At 72.4% G+C, this 16636-nt stretch carries 17 protein-coding genes; 3 read left to right on the forward strand and 14 right to left on the reverse strand.

Going from position 1 to position 16636, the window contains the following annotated elements:
• Positions 1-179: 179 nt before the first annotated feature.
• From ABZZ79_RS08710 to ABZZ79_RS08760, 11 genes are all read right to left on the reverse strand, one after another.
• Positions 180-1514 carry a GTP-binding protein gene (locus tag ABZZ79_RS08710; protein ID WP_356687922.1) on the reverse strand — a complete coding sequence of 445 codons (1335 nt, stop codon included), beginning with the start codon at positions 1512-1514 and terminating at the stop codon, positions 180-182.
• Positions 1515-1516: 2 nt separating this feature from the next.
• Entirely contained in the window at positions 1517-2452 is a 936-nt protein-coding gene (cysD, locus tag ABZZ79_RS08715; protein ID WP_356687925.1) for a sulfate adenylyltransferase subunit CysD, read from the reverse strand.
• Entirely contained in the window at positions 2449-3024 is a 576-nt protein-coding gene (gene cysC, locus ABZZ79_RS08720) for an adenylyl-sulfate kinase (protein WP_356687927.1), read from the reverse strand. Before cysC ends, cysD begins: the two co-directional genes overlap by 4 nt.
• On the reverse strand, positions 3021-3731 hold the full coding sequence (locus ABZZ79_RS08725) for a phosphoadenylyl-sulfate reductase (protein WP_356687929.1): 711 nt from the start codon (positions 3729-3731) through the stop codon (positions 3021-3023). Before ABZZ79_RS08725 ends, cysC begins: the two co-directional genes overlap by 4 nt.
• Positions 3728-3907: a hypothetical protein gene (locus ABZZ79_RS08730; protein WP_356687931.1), complete on the reverse strand. Its 180-nt coding sequence runs from the start codon at positions 3905-3907 to the stop codon at positions 3728-3730. The genes ABZZ79_RS08725 and ABZZ79_RS08730 overlap by 4 nt, the downstream gene beginning before the upstream one ends.
• Positions 3904-5601 carry a nitrite/sulfite reductase gene (locus ABZZ79_RS08735; RefSeq protein ID WP_356687933.1) on the reverse strand — a complete coding sequence of 566 codons (1698 nt, stop codon included), beginning with the start codon at positions 5599-5601 and terminating at the stop codon, positions 3904-3906. The genes ABZZ79_RS08730 and ABZZ79_RS08735 overlap by 4 nt, the downstream gene beginning before the upstream one ends.
• Before the next feature lie 132 nt (positions 5602-5733).
• Positions 5734-5817 carry a putative leader peptide gene (locus ABZZ79_RS08740; RefSeq protein ID WP_311203059.1) on the reverse strand — a complete coding sequence of 28 codons (84 nt, stop codon included), beginning with the start codon at positions 5815-5817 and terminating at the stop codon, positions 5734-5736.
• 127 nt (positions 5818-5944) lie between these two features.
• Positions 5945-6517 carry a GNAT family N-acetyltransferase gene (locus ABZZ79_RS08745; RefSeq protein ID WP_356687935.1) on the reverse strand — a complete coding sequence of 191 codons (573 nt, stop codon included), beginning with the start codon at positions 6515-6517 and terminating at the stop codon, positions 5945-5947.
• A gap of 135 nt (positions 6518-6652) precedes the next feature.
• A complete protein-coding gene (locus ABZZ79_RS08750) occupies positions 6653-7993 on the reverse strand; it encodes a hypothetical protein (protein WP_356687936.1) in 1341 nt (446 codons plus the stop codon).
• A 280-nt stretch (positions 7994-8273) separates the two neighbouring features.
• Complete coding sequence (locus tag ABZZ79_RS08755) at positions 8274-9566, reverse strand: GAF domain-containing protein (RefSeq protein ID WP_356687938.1); 1293 nt, start codon at positions 9564-9566, stop codon at positions 8274-8276.
• Positions 9567-9889: 323 nt separating this feature from the next.
• Positions 9890-11524 (reverse strand): acyl-CoA dehydrogenase family protein, encoded by a 1635-nt coding sequence (locus tag ABZZ79_RS08760; RefSeq protein WP_356687940.1) that lies wholly within the window; start codon positions 11522-11524, stop codon positions 9890-9892.
• A gap of 102 nt (positions 11525-11626) precedes the next feature.
• Between ABZZ79_RS08760 and ABZZ79_RS08765 the strand changes: the two genes are divergently transcribed.
• Positions 11627-12784 (forward strand): YihY/virulence factor BrkB family protein, encoded by a 1158-nt coding sequence (locus ABZZ79_RS08765; protein ID WP_356687942.1) that lies wholly within the window; start codon positions 11627-11629, stop codon positions 12782-12784.
• 71 nt (positions 12785-12855) lie between these two features.
• Here ABZZ79_RS08765 and ABZZ79_RS08770 read toward each other — a convergent pair whose 3' ends face one another.
• Entirely contained in the window at positions 12856-13686 is an 831-nt protein-coding gene (locus ABZZ79_RS08770) for an NAD(P)H-binding protein (protein WP_356687944.1), read from the reverse strand.
• An 80-nt stretch (positions 13687-13766) separates the two neighbouring features.
• On the opposite strand from ABZZ79_RS08770, the gene ABZZ79_RS08775 reads away from it, so the two are divergent.
• Positions 13767-14702 carry an AraC family transcriptional regulator gene (locus tag ABZZ79_RS08775; protein WP_356687946.1) on the forward strand — a complete coding sequence of 312 codons (936 nt, stop codon included), beginning with the start codon at positions 13767-13769 and terminating at the stop codon, positions 14700-14702.
• A 4-nt stretch (positions 14703-14706) separates the two neighbouring features.
• Positions 14707-15393 carry a helix-turn-helix transcriptional regulator gene (locus tag ABZZ79_RS08780; protein ID WP_356687948.1) on the forward strand — a complete coding sequence of 229 codons (687 nt, stop codon included), beginning with the start codon at positions 14707-14709 and terminating at the stop codon, positions 15391-15393.
• On the opposite strand, the gene ABZZ79_RS08785 is transcribed toward ABZZ79_RS08780, so the two are convergent.
• Positions 15382-15789 (reverse strand): VOC family protein, encoded by a 408-nt coding sequence (locus ABZZ79_RS08785; protein ID WP_356687950.1) that lies wholly within the window; start codon positions 15787-15789, stop codon positions 15382-15384. The two genes, ABZZ79_RS08780 and ABZZ79_RS08785, sit on opposite strands and share 12 nt — an antisense overlap.
• Before the next feature lie 57 nt (positions 15790-15846).
• Positions 15847-16479, reverse strand: coding sequence for a VOC family protein (locus ABZZ79_RS08790; protein ID WP_356687952.1), 633 nt, complete (start codon positions 16477-16479; stop codon positions 15847-15849).
• Positions 16480-16636: the final 157 nt, after the last annotated feature.

Genomic DNA, 16636 nt, shown 5'->3' on the forward strand with positions numbered 1-16636 from the left:
GGAGGTCGGCAGGTCTTCGTCTCTTCCGGGACGGCGGGTGGGGGGACAGGGCGCGCAGGCAGTGCGCGTACGTCATCGCACACATCGCGCCACCCCGCCCTGCCCGCTGCCGAGGGCGCCGCTGCCGACGCGGCCGCCTTCCTTGGCGAACGTGGAGTAGTAGTCGGTCGAGTTCATGTTCAGAAGTCCCACCCGTCGTCCTCGGAGTGGTCCTTGACCGGCTCCGGCGTGGCGAAGGACTCGCCGACCATCCCCGCGGTGAGCGTGGTGCCGTCGGCCGGATCGATCAGGATGAACGAACCGGTGCGGCGGGAGTCGGCGTAGGCGTCGACGGGCAGCGGTTCCGCGGTGCGGATCTTCACGCGCCCGATGTCGTTGGCGACGAGCTGCCCCGGGTGCGGGTGCAGGGACAGGTCGTCGAGGGTGAGCCGGGACGGGATGTCCTTGACGATCGCCTTCACCGTGCGCGTGCCGTGCTTGATCAGGACCCGGTGGCCCACGGTCAGCGGCTGGTCGGCGACATGGCAGACCGTGGCCTCCACGTCCTGCGTGGTCGCCGGCGCGTCCTTGGTCGGCACGATCAGGTCGCCGCGCGAGACGTCGATGTCGTCCGCGAGCAGCACCGTCACCGACTGGGTCGTCCACGCCACGTCGACCGGCCTGCCCAGCAGGTCGATCCCGGAGATCTTCGTGGTACGGCCGGACGGCAGGACGGTGACGTCCTCGCCGACGCGGAACGAACCGGCGGCGATCTGGCCCGCGTAGCCGCGGTAGTCGGGGTGCTCGGCGGTCTGCGGGCGGATCACGTACTGCACGGGCAGCCGCGCGTGGCAGTGCGCCAGGTCGTGGCTGACCGGCACCGTCTCCAGGTGCTCCAGCACGGTCGGGCCGCCGTACCAGTCCATGTGGGCGGAGGGCTCCACCACGTTGTCGCCCTCCAGCGCCGAGATCGGGATCGCGGTGACCTCGGGGACGCCCAGCTCGGTGGCGTAGGCGGTGAACTCCTCGGCGATCTTCGCGAAGACAGCCTCCTGGTAGGCCACCAGGTCCATCTTGTTGACGGCGAGGACGACGTGCGGCACGCGCAGCAGGGCGGCGATGGCCGCGTGCCGGCGGGTCTGCTCGACGACGCCGTTGCGGGCGTCGACCAGGACGACCGTCAGCTCGGCCGTGGAGGCGCCGGTGACCATGTTCCGCGTGTACTGCACATGCCCGGGGGTGTCGGCGAGGATGAACCGGCGCCGGGGCGTGGCGAAGTAGCGGTAGGCCACGTCGATGGTGATGCCCTGCTCGCGCTCGGCGCGCAGGCCGTCGGTGAGCAGCGCGAGGTCGGGGGCCTCCTGGCCGCGGTTGCGCGAGGCGTGCTCCACGGCCTCCAGCTGGTCGGCGAGGACCGACTTGGAGTCGTGCAGCAGCCGGCCCACCAGGGTGGACTTGCCGTCGTCGACGGAGCCCGCGGTGGCGAACCGCAGCAGGGTGGTGGCCGAGAGTTCCTCGGTCGTGGTGGTGCTCATGGCTAGAAGTACCCCTCGCGCTTACGGTCTTCCATCGCGGCCTCGGAGAGCTTGTCGTCGGCACGGGTGGCGCCGCGCTCGGTGAGCCGGGAGGCGGCGATCTCGGTGATCACGGCGTCCAGCGTGGTGGCGTCGGAGTCGACGGCACCGGTGCAGGACATGTCGCCGACCGTGCGGTAGCGGATCAGGCGCTTCTCGACGGTCTCGCCGTCCTTCGGCCCGCCCCACTCACCGGCGGTCAGCCACATGCCGCCTCGCTGGAACACATCGCGCTCGTGCGCGAAGTAGATCTCCGGCAGCTCGATGCCCTCGCGGTCGATGTACTGCCACACGTCCAGCTCGGTCCAGTTGGACAGCGGGAAGACCCGGACGTGCTCACCGGGCGCGTGCCGGCCGTTGTAGAGGTTCCACAGCTCGGGGCGCTGGCGGCGCGGGTCCCACTGGGAGAACTCGTCGCGCAGCGAGAACACGCGCTCCTTGGCGCGGGCCTTCTCCTCGTCGCGGCGGCCGCCGCCGAAGACCGCGTCGAACTTCTCCGCCTGGATCTTCTCCGTCAGCGGCAGCGTCTGGAGCGGGTTGCGGGTGCCGTCCGGGCGCTCCTTGAGGACACCGCGGTCGATGTAGTCCTGCACCGAGGCCACGTGCAGCCGCAGGTTGTGCGCGGCGACCGTGCGGTCGCGGTACTCGATGACCTCGGGGAAGTTGTGCCCGGTGTCCACGTGCAGCAGCGTGAAGGGCACCGGCGCCGGGGCGAACGCCTTCAGCGCCAGGTGCAGCATGACGATCGAGTCCTTGCCGCCGGAGAAAAGGATCACCGGCTTCTCGAACTCGCCCGCCACCTCCCGGAAGATGTGGACGGCCTCGGACTCCAGGGCGTCCAGGTGGGAGAGCGAGTACGGGGTGTCGGTGTCCTCGTGGAGGGTGGCAACCGTGGTCACGCCAGGCTCCTTTCGGTCAGCAGGGCGTACACCGCCGCCGCGGACTCCTGCACGGTCTGGTTCTGGGACTCGATCCGCAGATCGGGCGTCTCGGGCTCCTCGTACGGGTCGTCGACCCCGGTGAGCCCGGTCAGCTCGCCCGCGGCCTGCTTGGCGTACAGACCCTTGACGTCCCGCACGCTGCACACCTCGACGGGCGTGGCCACATGCACCTCGACGTACGCCGTCGAGTTCGCCTCGTGGCGCTTGCGCACGGCGTCGCGGCTGTCGGCGTACGGCGCGATGACCGGGACGAGGACCAGGACGCCGTTGCGGGCGAGGAGTTCGGCGAGGAAGCCGATGCGCTGGACGTTGGTGTGCCGGTCCTCGCGGCTGAAGCCGAGGCCCGCGGAGATGAACTCGCGGATCTCGTCGCCGTCGAGGACCTCGACGCGGTGGCCCTCCTCGCGCAGCCGGCCGGCCAGCTCGTACGCGATGGTGGTCTTGCCGGCGCTCGGCAGACCCGTGAGCCAGACGGTGGCTCCGGTCGTCACGTGCTTCTCCTGAGTCTGAGGGGTCTGAGGGCTCGTCATGCGTGCAGTCCGCACTCGGTCTTGGCGCGGCCCGCCCAGCGTCCGGCCCGCGCGTCCTCGCCTGCCAGCACCCGGCGGGTGCAGGGCGCGCAGCCGACGGAGGCGTAACCGTCCATCAGCAGCGGGTTGGTGAGCACCCCGTGTTCGGTGACATAGGCGTCGACGTCGTCCTGGGTCCAGCGGGCGATCGGGGAGATCTTGACCTTCCGCCGCTTCTCGTCCCAGCCGACGACCGGGGTGTTCGCCCGGGTCGGGGACTCGTCGCGGCGCAGCCCGGTCGCCCAGGCCTGGTAGGCAGTGAGCCCTTCCTCCAGCGGCCGCACCTTGCGGAGCTTGCAGCACAGGTCGGGCTCGCGGTCGTGCAGCTTCGGGCCGTACTCGGCGTCCTGCTCGGCGACCGTCTGCCGCGGGGTGAGCGTGATGACGTTGACGTCCATCACCGCCTCGACCGCGTCACGGGTGCCGATGGTCTCCTCGAAGTGGTAGCCGGTGTCGAGGAACACGACGTCCACGCCGGGCATCGCCCGCGAGGCCAGGTGCGCGACCACCGCGTCCTCCATGGAGGAGGTCACGCAGAAGCGCTTGCCGAAGGTGTCGACCGCCCACTTGAGGATCTCCAGCGCGGAGGCGTCCTCCAGCTCGCGGCCCGCCTGCTCGGCGAGCGCCTTCAACTCCTCGGCCGTACGCACTTCCTGAGCCGTCGTCATGACTCGTCCCCTCCGCTTGAGTTGGGCTGAAGTCCACGGGTCAGCAGCCCGAGGAACTTCAACTGGAATGCGCGGTTGCACGCCGCGCATTCCCAGGCGCCATGGCCCTGCTCGTTCGGACGCAGATCCTCGTCGCCGCAGTAGGGGCAGTAGAAGGGGGCGGCACGCTCGCTCACGACAGGGCCTCCTCGGAGGCACGCGCGGCCCAGGCCGCGAACCGCTCGCCGTCCTCGCGCTCGGCCTCGAACCGCTTGAGCACCCGCTCGACATAGTCGGGCAGTTCCTCGGAGGTGACCTTCAGGCCACGCACCTTGCGGCCGAATCCGGCCTCCAGACCGAGGGCGCCGCCCAGGTGCACCTGGTAGCCCTCGACCTGCTCGCCCTGGTCGTTCAGGACCAGCTGGCCCTTGAGACCGATGTCCGCGACCTGGATACGGGCGCAGGCGTTGGGGCAGCCGTTGAGGTTGATGGTGATCGGCTCGTCGAAGTCCGGGATGCGGCGCTCCAGTTCGTCGATCAGAGCGGCGCCGCGCGCCTTGGTCTCGACGATCGCGAGCTTGCAGTACTCGATGCCGGTGCAGGCCATCGTGCCGCGCCGGAACGGGGAGGGCTTGGCGGTGAGGTCCAGCGCCTCCAGCGCCTCGACCAGCGACTCGACCTGCCCCTCCTCGACATCGAGGACGATCATCTTCTGCTCGACCGTCGTGCGCACCCGGCCCGAGCCGTGCGCCTCCGCCAGGTCGGCGATCTTGGTGAGCGTGGTGCCGTCGACGCGGCCGACGCGCGGGGCGAAACCGACGTAGAAGCGGCCGTCGTTCTGCCGGTGCACTCCGACGTGGTCGCGCCAGCGGGCGACCGGCTGATCGGGGGCGGGGCCGTCGGCCAGCTTGCGCTTGAGGTAGTCGTTCTCCAGGACCTCGCGGAACTTCTCCGGGCCCCAGTCGGCGACGAGGAACTTCAGGCGGGCCCGCGTACGAAGACGGCGGTAGCCGTGGTCACGGAAGATCGAGATGACGCCCTCGTAGACGTCCGGGACCTCGTCCAGCGGCACCCAGGCGCCGAGCCGGACGCCGATCTTGGGGTTGGTGGACAGGCCGCCGCCGACCCACACGTCGAAGCCGGGGCCGTGCTCGGGGTGGTTCACGCCCACGAACGCCACGTCGTTGATCTCGTGCGCCACGTCCAGCAGCGGCGAGCCGGAGATCGCGGACTTGAACTTGCGGGGCAGGTTGGAGAAGGCCTTGTTGCCGATGACCCGGCGCTGGATCTCCTCGATGGCCGGGCTGCCGTCGATGATCTCGTCGGCGGCGATGCCCGCGACCGGGGAGCCGATGATCACACGCGGGGTGTCGCCGCACGCCTCGGTGGTGGAAAGACCGACCGCCTCCAGGCGGTTCCAGATCTCGGGCACGTCCTCGATGCGGATCCAGTGGTACTGGACGTTCTGCCGGTCGGTGATGTCCGCGGTGCCGCGCGCGAACTCCTGCGAGATCTCGCCGATCACCCGCAGCTGCTCGGTGGTCAGCCGGCCGCCGTCGATGCGGACGCGCAGCATGAAGAACTCGTCGTCCAGCTCCTCCGGCTCCAGGATCGCGGTCTTGCCGCCGTCGATCCCGGGCTTGCGCTGCGTGTACAGACCCCACCACCGCATCCGGCCGCGCAGGTCGTTGGGGTCGATCGAGTCGAAGCCGCGCTTGGAGTAGATCGTCTCAATGCGTGTCCGCACATTGAGACCGTCGTCGTCCTTCTTGAACTGCTCGTTGCCGTTCAGCGGGGTGAAGTGCCCCGCGGCCCACTGACCCTCGCCACGGTGACGGCTCACCTTGCGGCGGGGAGTCGCGGCAGCGGGGTTCTGCGGGTTGGCGGCCATGGTTGTTACGTCCTTCGGGACCGGGGAGCGGCTCTGACCTGCGCCTACGGGCGCATGGGGGCATACCCGCGCATCATCGCGCAGGGAACGCCGGGAAAGTCTGGAAAGGGGAACGCGGCAGTGCTGGTGGTGTCAGCTCGCCGGACAGATGGCGCTGGACACGCGGCCGAGGTCGACGTGCCGCCGACTCACCAAGGCAATTCCAGTTCCAGACATGACGGAAGCGTGTCACGGCGATCTGGACACAGTCCAGCTTCGTCCAACATGCGGACACCCTTGTCCCGGTATGTGGGACAAGGGTGTCCTCGGTCACACCGTCGGCGGACAGGCTTGTCGGCGCAGGTCAGGCAGGGTATGCGCCGGTCCAGGGGCCGGGTGTGGGCCGCACCGGCTCCTCCTCCACCTTGGTGTCGAACAGCTTGAAGCCGCGGCGCTGGTAGTTGTCCATCGCGAACTCGCCGTCCTTGCTGCATGTGTGCAGCCACACCCGCTTGGTCGGGGTGCGCCGCGGCCAGCGGTCCGCGAGGTCCCAGGCGCGGGCGGTGCCCACCGACAGCAGATGACCGCCGATGCGCCGGCCGCGGAAGGCGGGGATCAGCCCGAAGTACTCGATCTCCACGACGCCGTCGTCCTGCGGGCTCAGCTCCACGTACCCGGCGGGCGTGCCCCGCTCGTAGGCGACCCAGGTCTCCGCGCCGGGCCGCCCCAGGTGCTCCTGCCAGCGCGCGTACGTCCAGCCGAGCCGGTCGGTCCACAGGATGTCCCCGCCGACGGACGCGTACAGGAAGCGGCTGAACTCGGGCGAGGGCAGCTCGGCCCGCACGATCCGCACGGCGCCCTCCGGCGCGGCGGCCGGCAGGAGATCGGTGGGCGCGGTCTGCTCCAGGGACCAGGTGGTCACGACGACAGTGCTCATGTCCGTCAGGGAATCATCCCTTCCGCACATCTGTCGATCGGGTCCGGAGTACGGCCGTCAGGGCCGCCGCCGACGCCGCGGCCGCCCCGGGAGCGGTACGGCCGTCAGCCCGGATGGCGTCAGTCCGGGCGGCCGTCAGTCCAGGGCCCGGTCGATCTCGCGCAGCGGCAGCGCGAACAGCATGCGTCCCGACTGCGTCCACACCTCCCCGGTCCGCGCCCAGTAGGACAGGGAGGCGGTCGAGGTGCTCCAGCAGCGGGAGGCGTGGTCGGAGCCGCACTCGGTGACCCGGGCACCCTCGGTGTCCTGGCGCCACAGCGAGCCGGGCCCGTCCTCACCGGCCCGGCTGACGTACCAGCCCGAGCGGTACGACAGCACGCCGCGCACGTCGTTCGCCGCGGTGCCGAGCGTCTCGACGGGGTCGGCCTGTCCGGTGGCGCCCGGGGCGCCCGTGGCGAGGAGGCCGGAACGGTCCGGGTCGGTGCTGAAGGAGTAGCGCCGCAGCAGGGTGCCGTCCTCGCCGTCCCCGGCCGCGCGCTGGGTCAGGACCAGGCTGTCGGGTGCCGTGCTGCGGTCCAGGGAGAGGGCACCGGGGCGGGGCGCGCCGGGGGCGAGTCGGTAGGCGCCGACGGCGGGCAGGACGTACCGCAGCCCGTACGCCGACCAGCCCCCGGGCACCCGGCCGGCCGAGGGGGCGGACACGGTCGTGCGCAGGATGCGGTGCATGTCGTAGACGTACACGGCGTCGTCCGCGGTGACCAGCAGCTTGTCCTCGTACCAGACCATGCCGGACAGGTCGGAGGCCAGCGGCCGGTAGTCGCGCCCGTCGTCGACCGGTACGACGAGAAGGGCCGAGGTGTAGGCCGGGTGGTGGGAGGGGTCGGCGTCGACGAAGGAGACACGGGCGAGCGCCGGGCGCTCGGCCCGGGCCGAGGCGTCCGTCCCGCCGCCGGTGTCCGTCCCGTTCGCGGTGTCCGTCCTGTTTCCGGTGTCCGTGCCCGCCGTGGTCGTGGACCAGCCCGCGAGGACCACCCGGTGCGTGCCCCAGGCGCCGTCGTCGTCCGCGTCCGCGGAGGTGGTGACCGCCCCCGGGCGGCGGGCGTCGGTGTCGGCGGGGTCCCAGCAGTGGGCGCGGGTGGCGGTGGGGGCGACGGGCAGCGCGGCGCGCTCGGCGGTGGTGCACGAGTCCGCCGGGCGCAGGGTGTGGTCGGTGCGGGCGAGCAGGGTCCCGATGCCGACGGGGTGGCCCATCTCGCGGGTGAGGCGGTCCAGGGCACGGGAGGGTACGAGGTCCTCGGTCAGCCGGGCGGATCCGTCGGCGGCGAGGGTCTTCAGCGCGCCGGGGTCCTCGTCGACCGTCGCCTGGGAGACGCTGATCATGGTCGCGGCGCCGGTCAGCGCGAGCGCGGTCCCGGTCAGGAACGCGCGCAGCGCCCTGCCCCGTCTGCGTCGGCGGTGTCTGCCGCGATGCTTCATGAGCTCCCTCTCCAGGCTCGCCCGGGCCGGGTCAACTGCGCCTGGTGATCCGTACGTTGATCAAGACACAGTCGAGACGGCCTCAGCCGATGCTACGGCAGCGGGGTGGGCGGGCGGACGAGGACCGGGCAATTCGGCGGAGGAAGTCACCCGGGAGCGGAGCGGGTTCACCGCGCCGGACGGCGGAGACGGGGCTCCGGCCCCGTCGCCGGGTTCAGCGCTCCTGTGCCGGGTTCCGCACTCCCGGGCCGCGAGAGGGCCCTCGCCGGCCGGCTTCCCCTCAGGGCGCCGCGCCTCGGCGCGCCGCCCGTACCGCGGGTGCGCTGGAGTGCGGCAGCAGGTCGCCCGGATCGTCCGGCAGGAGAACCTCTACGTCCAGGTCCTCGCAGAAACGATACGGCCGATGCTCCAGGAACCCTTCCAGATACCGTCGGACCCGGGACATCTCGGCCCGTACCGTCACCGTGCGCCCACCGTCGCCGAACAGGTCCTCGGCCAGTCCCGCGGCGCTGCGCCCGGCCGGCCGTCTGGCCAGCAGAAAGAGCAACTCCGCGTGCCGGGGGCTGAGTTCGCGGCACCATTCACCCGCCCCGCCGGACACCGCCACCGACCAGCGGCGCGGCTGTGTCAGATCGAGCACGATCCGGGTGCCCGCGCGCGACTGCGGCCGGTCCGCCGCGGCGGACCGCACCAGCCAGCCCCCGGCCAGCGGCTCCAGCGTGCACAGCCCGAGCCCGGGCAGCCACCGCTGGCCCGCCGACAGGGACTTGGGCAGTACGGTCCGGCTCGTGTACGGCACGCCGGTGACCGCGGCCGTCCAGCCGTCCCGGTCCATCACCAGCGCGCGTCCGCCGATCCGGGCCAGCACCGGGGCCGCCACCGCCCGCAACCGCTCCAGCGAGGTCAGATGCAGTTCCCGCAGCCGCGCCTCGGCGAGCTTGGCCACCGCGTCGACCCAGGCGAGCGTGGCCGGATGCATCGTCTCCAGCGGCCCGCTCACATCGACCACGCCGATCAGCCGGCCGTCGCGCGGGTCGGTGATCGGCGCCCCCGCGCAGGTCCAGGTGGCGTGCGAGCGCACGAAGTGCTCGGAGGCGAACACCTGCACGGGCCGCCGTACCACCGCCGGCGTGCCCACCCCGTTGGTGCCGACCACGTGCTCGCGCCAGTCCGCGCCGATCTCTAAGCCCAGGCTGTCCGCCTTGCGCAGCACGGGCACGCTGCCCTCCCGCCACAGCACCCGGGCGTCCGCGTCCGCGACGACCATGATGTGCCGCGCGGCGTCCGCGACCGACAACAGGCCCTCCCGCAGCACCGACAGCACCGGGAGCAGCGGCGACTCCTCCCGGCGCCGGCGCACCTCGTCCGGTGTGAGCAGGCCCGAGCGGAAGTCGTGGTCGGGATCGACCCCGCCGCGCAGCATCCGTCCCCAGGAGTCCTCGATCACCGGCCGGGGCGCGAGGGGCGTCCGCTGCCCGGAGAGCGTCGCCTCGCGCACCGCGCAGAGCATCCGCGCCGCGTGCGCCGCGTCGAAGGCGGCCAACTGCGTCACGTTCATCGGCGGGTTCGCCACGGGATCCTCCCGGGAAAAGCTGTGCGGCGACCGGATGTCAAGCCCCTGGGGTCGACGGTTTCCGGTCGTGTACTGGCGGGTTCGTCCATACTGCCGCCCTTTCGGGACGGAGGGGCGCAGTCCGGTCATCGCCGTGCAAAGTTGCAACCCTCTGCAACCCTGGTGAACAGCAGTACGGTGATTGAAACTTGAGCGACGTCGCCCGTGCGGCGTCCATGGCCTTCTCAGGGGCCAGTCGTGCGGGGGTGGTGCCGTGTCGGCGCAGCACCACCCCCGGCGGCAGGGCGGGACTTCCCCCGCCGGCGGCGCGGAGCGCCCCCGGGTCACACCGGCGGCCGGGCCCGCTCCACGATCGAGGCCAGGTCCAGCGTGTGCGGCAGCGTCCCGAACGCCGCGCCCCCGTCCCTGCCCAGCCGGGCCGCGCAGAACGCGTCGGCCACCGCGGGCGGCGCGTACCGCACCAGCAGCGCCCCCTGGAGCACCAGCGCGAGCCGTTCCACCAGCCGCCGCGCCCTGGCCTCGATGCCCTCCAGGTCGGCCAGTTCCGTCAGCAGCCCCTTGATCGCCGCGTCCAGCCGGTGATCGGCCCCGCGTGCCTGCCCGACCTCCTGAAGGAACGCGTTCAGCGCCATCGGCTCGCGCTGCAGCGCCCGCAGCACATCCAGCGCCTGTACGTTCCCGGCGCCCTCCCAGACCGAGTTCAGCGGCGACTCCCGCACCAGCCTGGGCAGCCCCGAGTCCTCGACGTACCCGTTGCCGCCCAGGCACTCCGCCGCCTCCACCACGAGCGGCGTACAGCGTTTGGTCACCCAGTACTTGGCCGCCGGCAGCGCCAGGCGCAGAAACGCCCGCTCCTGCTCACCGCCGTCGTCGTACGCCGCCGCCAGCCGCAGCGCCAGGGTCGTCGCCGCCTCGGACTCCAGCGCGAGATCGGCCAGCACATTGCGCATCAGCGGCTTGTCGACGAGCTTCCCGCCGAACGCCTCGCGGTGCGCGCAGTGATGGACGGCCTGCGCGACCGCCTGCCGCATCAGGCCCGCCGAACCCAGCACACAGTCCAGCCGGGTCGCCGCCACCATGTCGATGATGGTGCGCACCCCACGCCCCCGCGCACCGACCCGGCGCGCCCAGGTGCCGTCGAACTCGACCTCGGCGGAGGCGTTCGACCGGTTGCCCAGCTTGTCCTTCAGCCGCTGGATCAGGAACACGTTCCGTGAGCCGTCCTCCAGCACCCGCGGCACCAGGAAACAGGTCAGACCGTCCGGAGCCTGCGCCAGCACCAGGAAGCCGTCCGACATCGGAGCCGAGCAGAACCACTTGTGCCCGGTCAGCTCGTACGTGCCGTCCTCGGCGAGCGGCCGCGCGGCCGTGGCGTTCGCTCGGACGTCGCTGCCGCCCTGCTTCTCCGTCATGCCCATCCCGAACAACGCGCCCGCCTTCAGCCGGGCGGGCCGCAGGTCACGGTCGTACAGGACGGACGTGAGCAGCGGCTCCCAGACGGCGGCGAGGTCCGGATCGGTGCGCAGGGCCGGGACGGCCGCGTGGGTCATGGACAGGGGGCACAGATTGCCCGCCTCGACCTGCGTCCACACCAGGAACGCCGCCGCCCGCCGCACATGCCCGCCCGGCCGGTTCCAGGCCGACGTCAGTCCCGCGGCCACGCCCTTGCCGAGCAGCCGGTGCCAGGCCGGATGGAAGTCGACCTCGTCGACCCGCCGGCCGTAGCGGTCGTGGGTGCGCAGCCGCGGTGGATGCTCGTTGGCCTGCACCCCCCACTCCTGCACCTGGGCCGAGCCGGAGGTACGCCCGAGCAGCGACAGCTCGCCCGTCGCCTCCGCGATCAGATCCGGGGCGAGATGCCGCTCGACCGCCTCCACGAGCACCTGATCGGTGCCGAAGACGTCGTAGCCGGTGAGCGCGGGAGGCTGGTTGGTCACGGTGTGGGTGCTGCGTGCCATGCACCGGAACCTACCCCGGTACGGGTAAGGGGGCACGAGGGGGACACGGTCCGCCGCCCGACCAGGGTGAGTGCACTCCGCCACGGCGGATACCGTTGGGTCGTGCAGCCAGCAAGTGAATCCCCCGGGAGACGGCGTTCCGGCCGTCTCCACCGCGCGCGTGCGCTCTACCGGAACGTCTCCAAGCGCAGGACGGCCTGGCTGCTGCTGAAGGACACCGTCAATTCCTGCATCGAGTACCGCATCCTCGGCCTCGCCGCGGAGGCCGCGTTCTTCACCCTGCTCTCCGTGCCGCCGCTGCTGCTCAGCCTGATCGGCATGCTCGCCTACGTCGACGACTGGACCGGCACCGACACCATCACCAGCCTGGAGACCAACCTCCTGGAGGCCTCCCGAACGGTCCTGTCCGAGAAGGGAGTGCACCAGATCGCGCGGCCGATCCTGGACGACGTGATGCAGGGCGGCCGCCCCGACATCATCTCCATAGGCTTCCTGTTCGCCCTGTGGTCCGGCTCGCGCGCGGTCAACGTCTTCATCGACACCATCACCGTGATGTACGGCCTCGACGGCGTCCGCGGCATCGTCAAGACGCGGCTGCTGGCGTTCGGGCTGTTCATCGTGGGCCTGCTGATCGGCTCGGTCGCGCTGCCGCTGATGGTGGCCGGGCCGGACGCGGTGCTGCGGGTCCTGCCCTGGTCCACGACGCTCGTCCAGGTGCTCTACTGGCCCGTCGTCATCGTGCTGTCCATCGCCTTCCTCACCACGCTCTACCACGTCTCCGTGCCCGTGCGCTCCCCGTGGATCGAGGACGTGCCCGGCGCGCTGGTCGCCCTCGGTATGTGGGTGCTCGGCAGCTTCCTGCTGCGCATTTACCTCACCAACACGGTCGAGGGCGCCACGATCTACGGCTCGCTGGCCGCCGCCGTCGCCGTGATGCTGTGGATCGGCGTCTCCGCCTTCGCCGTTCTGGTCGGCGCCGCCGTCAACGCGGCCATCGACCGGGTCTGGCCGGCCGCCGCGACCGCCGCCGCCCGTGAGGCCAACGAGCGGCTGCGGCAGCAGCAGGTCGCCGAGTACGTCGCCCGCGCCGCCGCCCACCGCGACGAGACCGACCCCGAGGATCCGGACATGCCGTCCGAGTTCCCCGAACGGTGGTCCCGCTTCCTGCCGCACGACGACGTCACCGCGCGCTTTCGCGCGCATGCGAAGAGTACGGAGAAGCCGGGGTCCGCGACGGGGGAGACTCCGCCGGAGAAGTGAGGGCCGGCGCCCCCGGCGCCGGGGAGCGGCCGTCGCCGAGGTGACCGGCCGGGACCGGCCGCCGGGCCCGCTCAGTCCTTCCAGGACGCCGCGGCCTCCCGTACGAAGTCCCCGAAGTCGCGCGGCGCACGGCCCAGGACCTGCCGGACGCCGTCCGAGAGGTGGGCGTTGCGCCCGTCGAGCAGGGTCTCGAACAGTTCGACGAGGAAGTCGGCCTCCTCGGCGGGCGTCCCGAACTCGGCGAGCATCTCACCGAAGGCACGCGCCGGCACCGCCCGGTACGGCAGTTCCCGCCCGGCCGCCACGGACACCTCCGCCATCGCGTCCCCGAAGGACAGCAGCCGCGGCCCGGACACCTCGATCTCCCGCCCCACGTACCGGTCGCCCGACGTCAGCGCGGCCACCACCACATCCGCGACGTCCCGCACGTCGATGAACGGCTCCCGCACGTCACCGCCCGGGAACACCAGCTCACCGGCCGCCCGGATGCCGTCCGCGAGCACGCCCTCGCTGAAGTTCTGCATGAACCACGCCGCCCGTACGACGGTCCAGTCCGCCCCCGACGCCCGGACCGCCTCCTCCGTCGCCAGCGCCTGCTCCTCACCGCGCGCCGACAGCAGCACCAGCCGCCGTGCGCCGAGCCCGACCGCTTCGCGGGCCAGCGCACCCATCTGCGCGGTGGCCTGCGGCGAGCCCACGTCGGTGGGGTGGACGAGGTAGACGGCGTCCGCGCCGCGCAGCGTCGGCACCCAGGTCCCCGGGTCGCTCCAGTCGAACCCGTCGGCCCGCGAGGCCGTCCGTACCGTCAGCCCCGCGGACTTCGCCGCCTCGGCCACCCTGCTCCCGGTGCGCCCCGAGGCACCCGTCACCACCACGGTCATGTTCTGTGTGCGCTGAGTCATGACCTCAGTCAACTGCCGTGCACGGCGCGGGCCCATCGCCGAACGGCTCATTGCCATAAGCGCGCGTCTACGCTGACTCCATGGACGCTCTCGCAGGTCTGCTCGAAGGGCCCCGGGCCCGCGGCGCCTTCATGATCCGGGCGTGTTTCGACCCGCCGTGGAGCGTGCGGGTGGAGGACCGGGCGCCGCTCACCGTGATGCTGGTGGTCCGCGGGGACGCGTGGGTCGTGCCGGACAGCGGCGAGAAGGTGCGACTGCGCGCCGGCGACCTCGCCGTCGCACGCGGCCCCGACCCCTACACCTGCGCCGACGACCCCGGCACCGCCCCGCAGGCCCTGGTCCTGCCCGGCGGCGAGTGCAGCTACCCCGACGGGCGGCCGCTCAACGGCTCCATGGACCTCGGCGTGCGGACCTGGGGCGACACCCTCGACGGCGGGACCGTGGTGCTCATCGGCACCTATCTGTGGCCCGGCGAGGTCAGCGGACGCCTGCTGGACGCGCTGCCGCCGCTGCTCACCCTCACCTCCGACACCTGGGACTGCCCGCTCACGCACCTGCTCATGGAGGAGATCGTCCGCGACGAACCCGGGCAGGAGGTGGTCCTCGACCGGCTCCTGGACCTGCTGGTCATCGCCGCGCTACGGGCCTGGTTCTCGCGGCCCGAGGCGGAGACACCCGCCTGGTACCGGGCGATGGCCGACCCGGTGGTGGGACGCGCGCTGCGGCTGATCCAGGACGATCCCGCGCACCCCTGGACGGTCGCGGGCCTGGCCGCGAAGGCCGGTGTCTCGCGCGCCGCCCTCGCGCGCCGGTTCGGCGAACTCGTCGGGGAGCCGCCGATGAGCTACCTCACCGGCTGGCGGCTGGCGCTCGCGGCGGACGCGCTGCGGGACACCGACGACACCCTGGAGGCCATCGCCCGGCGGGTCGGGTACGGCAGCGCGTTCGCGCTGTCCGGGGCGTTCAAGCGGGTGTACGGGGTGAGCCCACAGGAGCATCGGGCACGAGGGGCGTGAGGACGTGAGCGGCGGGTACGCGGAGCGGCCGTCCCGGGTCTCCGGGGCCGTGGTGTGGCGCAACAGCCCCGGGCCCGGTGGCGGACGTGTCCTGCCCGACGGATGCATGGATCTGCTCTGGCACGACGGGCGGCTGCTGGTCGCCGGGCCCGACACCCGGGCCTACGTCACCGACGCGGCGGGCGGAGCCTGGGCGGGCGTGCGCTTCCGGCCCGGGGACGGACCCGCTCTGCTCGGCGTCCCCGCCCATGAACTGCGCGACCGACGAGTGGAGTTGGCCGACCTCCGGCCCGCCGGTGAGGTGCGGCGCCTGGCGGCGCGGGTGGCCGCCGCCGGTGATCCGGCGCGCGGACTGGAGGACGTGGCGCTGCGGCTCGCGGGCGAGGCCGAACTCGGCGACCCGCTGCTCGGGCGGGTCGTCCAGGCGCTCGACGCGGGCCGTCCGGTGGCCGACGTGGCCGCCGAACTCGGCTTCGGGGAAAGGCAGTTGCACCGCCGGTCGCTGACCGCCTTCGGATACGGCCCCAAGACCCTCGGGCGGATCCTGCGCCTCCAGAGGGCCCTGGGGCTGGCCCGTTCCGGTGTCGCCCTGGCCGAGACCGCCGCGCGTGCCGGGTACGCCGACCAGGCGCATCTCACCCGTGAGGTGCGGGAGTTGACCGGCGCCACGCCGGGGCGGCTATTCGGCTGAGGACGCTTCGGCCGGGGCGAAGAGGTCGACCGCGTTGCCGTCGGGGTCGTGCACGACGGCGTACCGCTGGCCCCACGCGGTGTCCCAGGGCTTGAGCTCGCCGTGGTACCCCGCGCCGGTCAGCTCCTCGTACACGGTGTCCACCTCGGCGGGGCCGTCGCAGAGCAGGGCCAGGGCGCTGCGCGGGCCTTTGGTGGGGGCCCGCCAGCCCGGGTGGAAGGACCGCACGGTCTCCTCGGTGTCCAGCATCAGCCGTGCCCCGCCGGGCAGCCGGGCCTCCGCGTGCGGCTGCTGTTCGGAGCCGTCGGGGAAGGCGAAGCCGAGGCGGCGGTAGAAGGGGACGGAGGCGGCCATGTCGGTGACGATCAGGCCGATGGCGTCGAATCGTGGGCTCATGGCTCGACGGTAGGCGGGGTGGGGTGGGGGTGTCTTGAAGGAATCGGACATCCCCGTTCAGTCGAAGCTGACCGGCCCGTGTGGTGTCTCCACCGTGAACCGCATCCCCACCGGGCCCTCGGACAAAGGGAGTTCGACGTCCAGTGCGGCGAGCAGCGGGCGCAGCCCGTCCGGATCCGGGGTGGTGGCGGTGAGCGCGAGCAGGGGAGTGACGGGCAGCCCGGACGCCGAGGGGTGGGGCGAGGCGCCCCAGTCGATCAGGAACGGGACCAGACCGGAGGGGTGGGCGTCGGTGCCGTCGGTCAGCCGCCAGCTCAGCAGGGTGCCTTCGGGTGTGCGGCGGCTCATGGGGCGCGCGGGGCCCGGGTCGTAGCCGCGGGCGCGGGCGGTGGCGATCGTGGCGTCCAGGTCGGCGGGGTGGATCGCCCAGGTGACCGTGCGCGGCACGGGCAGCACGTCGACGGCGAACGGGCGTGGCCCGTCGTGTCCGGCCTGCTCGGGATCGGGGCCGATGATCTCCAGGTAGGCCGAACCCCCCAGTGACACCAGGTGGTTGCGGGTGCCGAGGCCGACGTGCACGCCGCCGGGGGCGGGCGTCACGCCGGTGCGGCGGGCGAAGTCGGCGACGGTGCCCGCCAGGTCGGGCGTCGCGAGGACGAGGTGGTCGAGCTGTGCGGGAGTCGTGTTCATCCTGGCCGAGGCTACGCATCCTCGCCCGCGAACGGAGGGCACATGGCGGAGTGGCGGTGAGTGGGTGTTCTTGTGGGTTCGGTGCGGGCGGGCGGTGAGTGGCGGAGCGGGTGGGCGGTGAGTGGCCCGTTCCCGTGGTGGCCGGTGCGGCAGGACC

Source organism: Streptomyces sp. NPDC006458, assembly GCF_040612135.1.
In the GTDB taxonomy this organism is placed as follows: Bacteria; Actinomycetota; Actinomycetes; order Streptomycetales; family Streptomycetaceae; genus Streptomyces.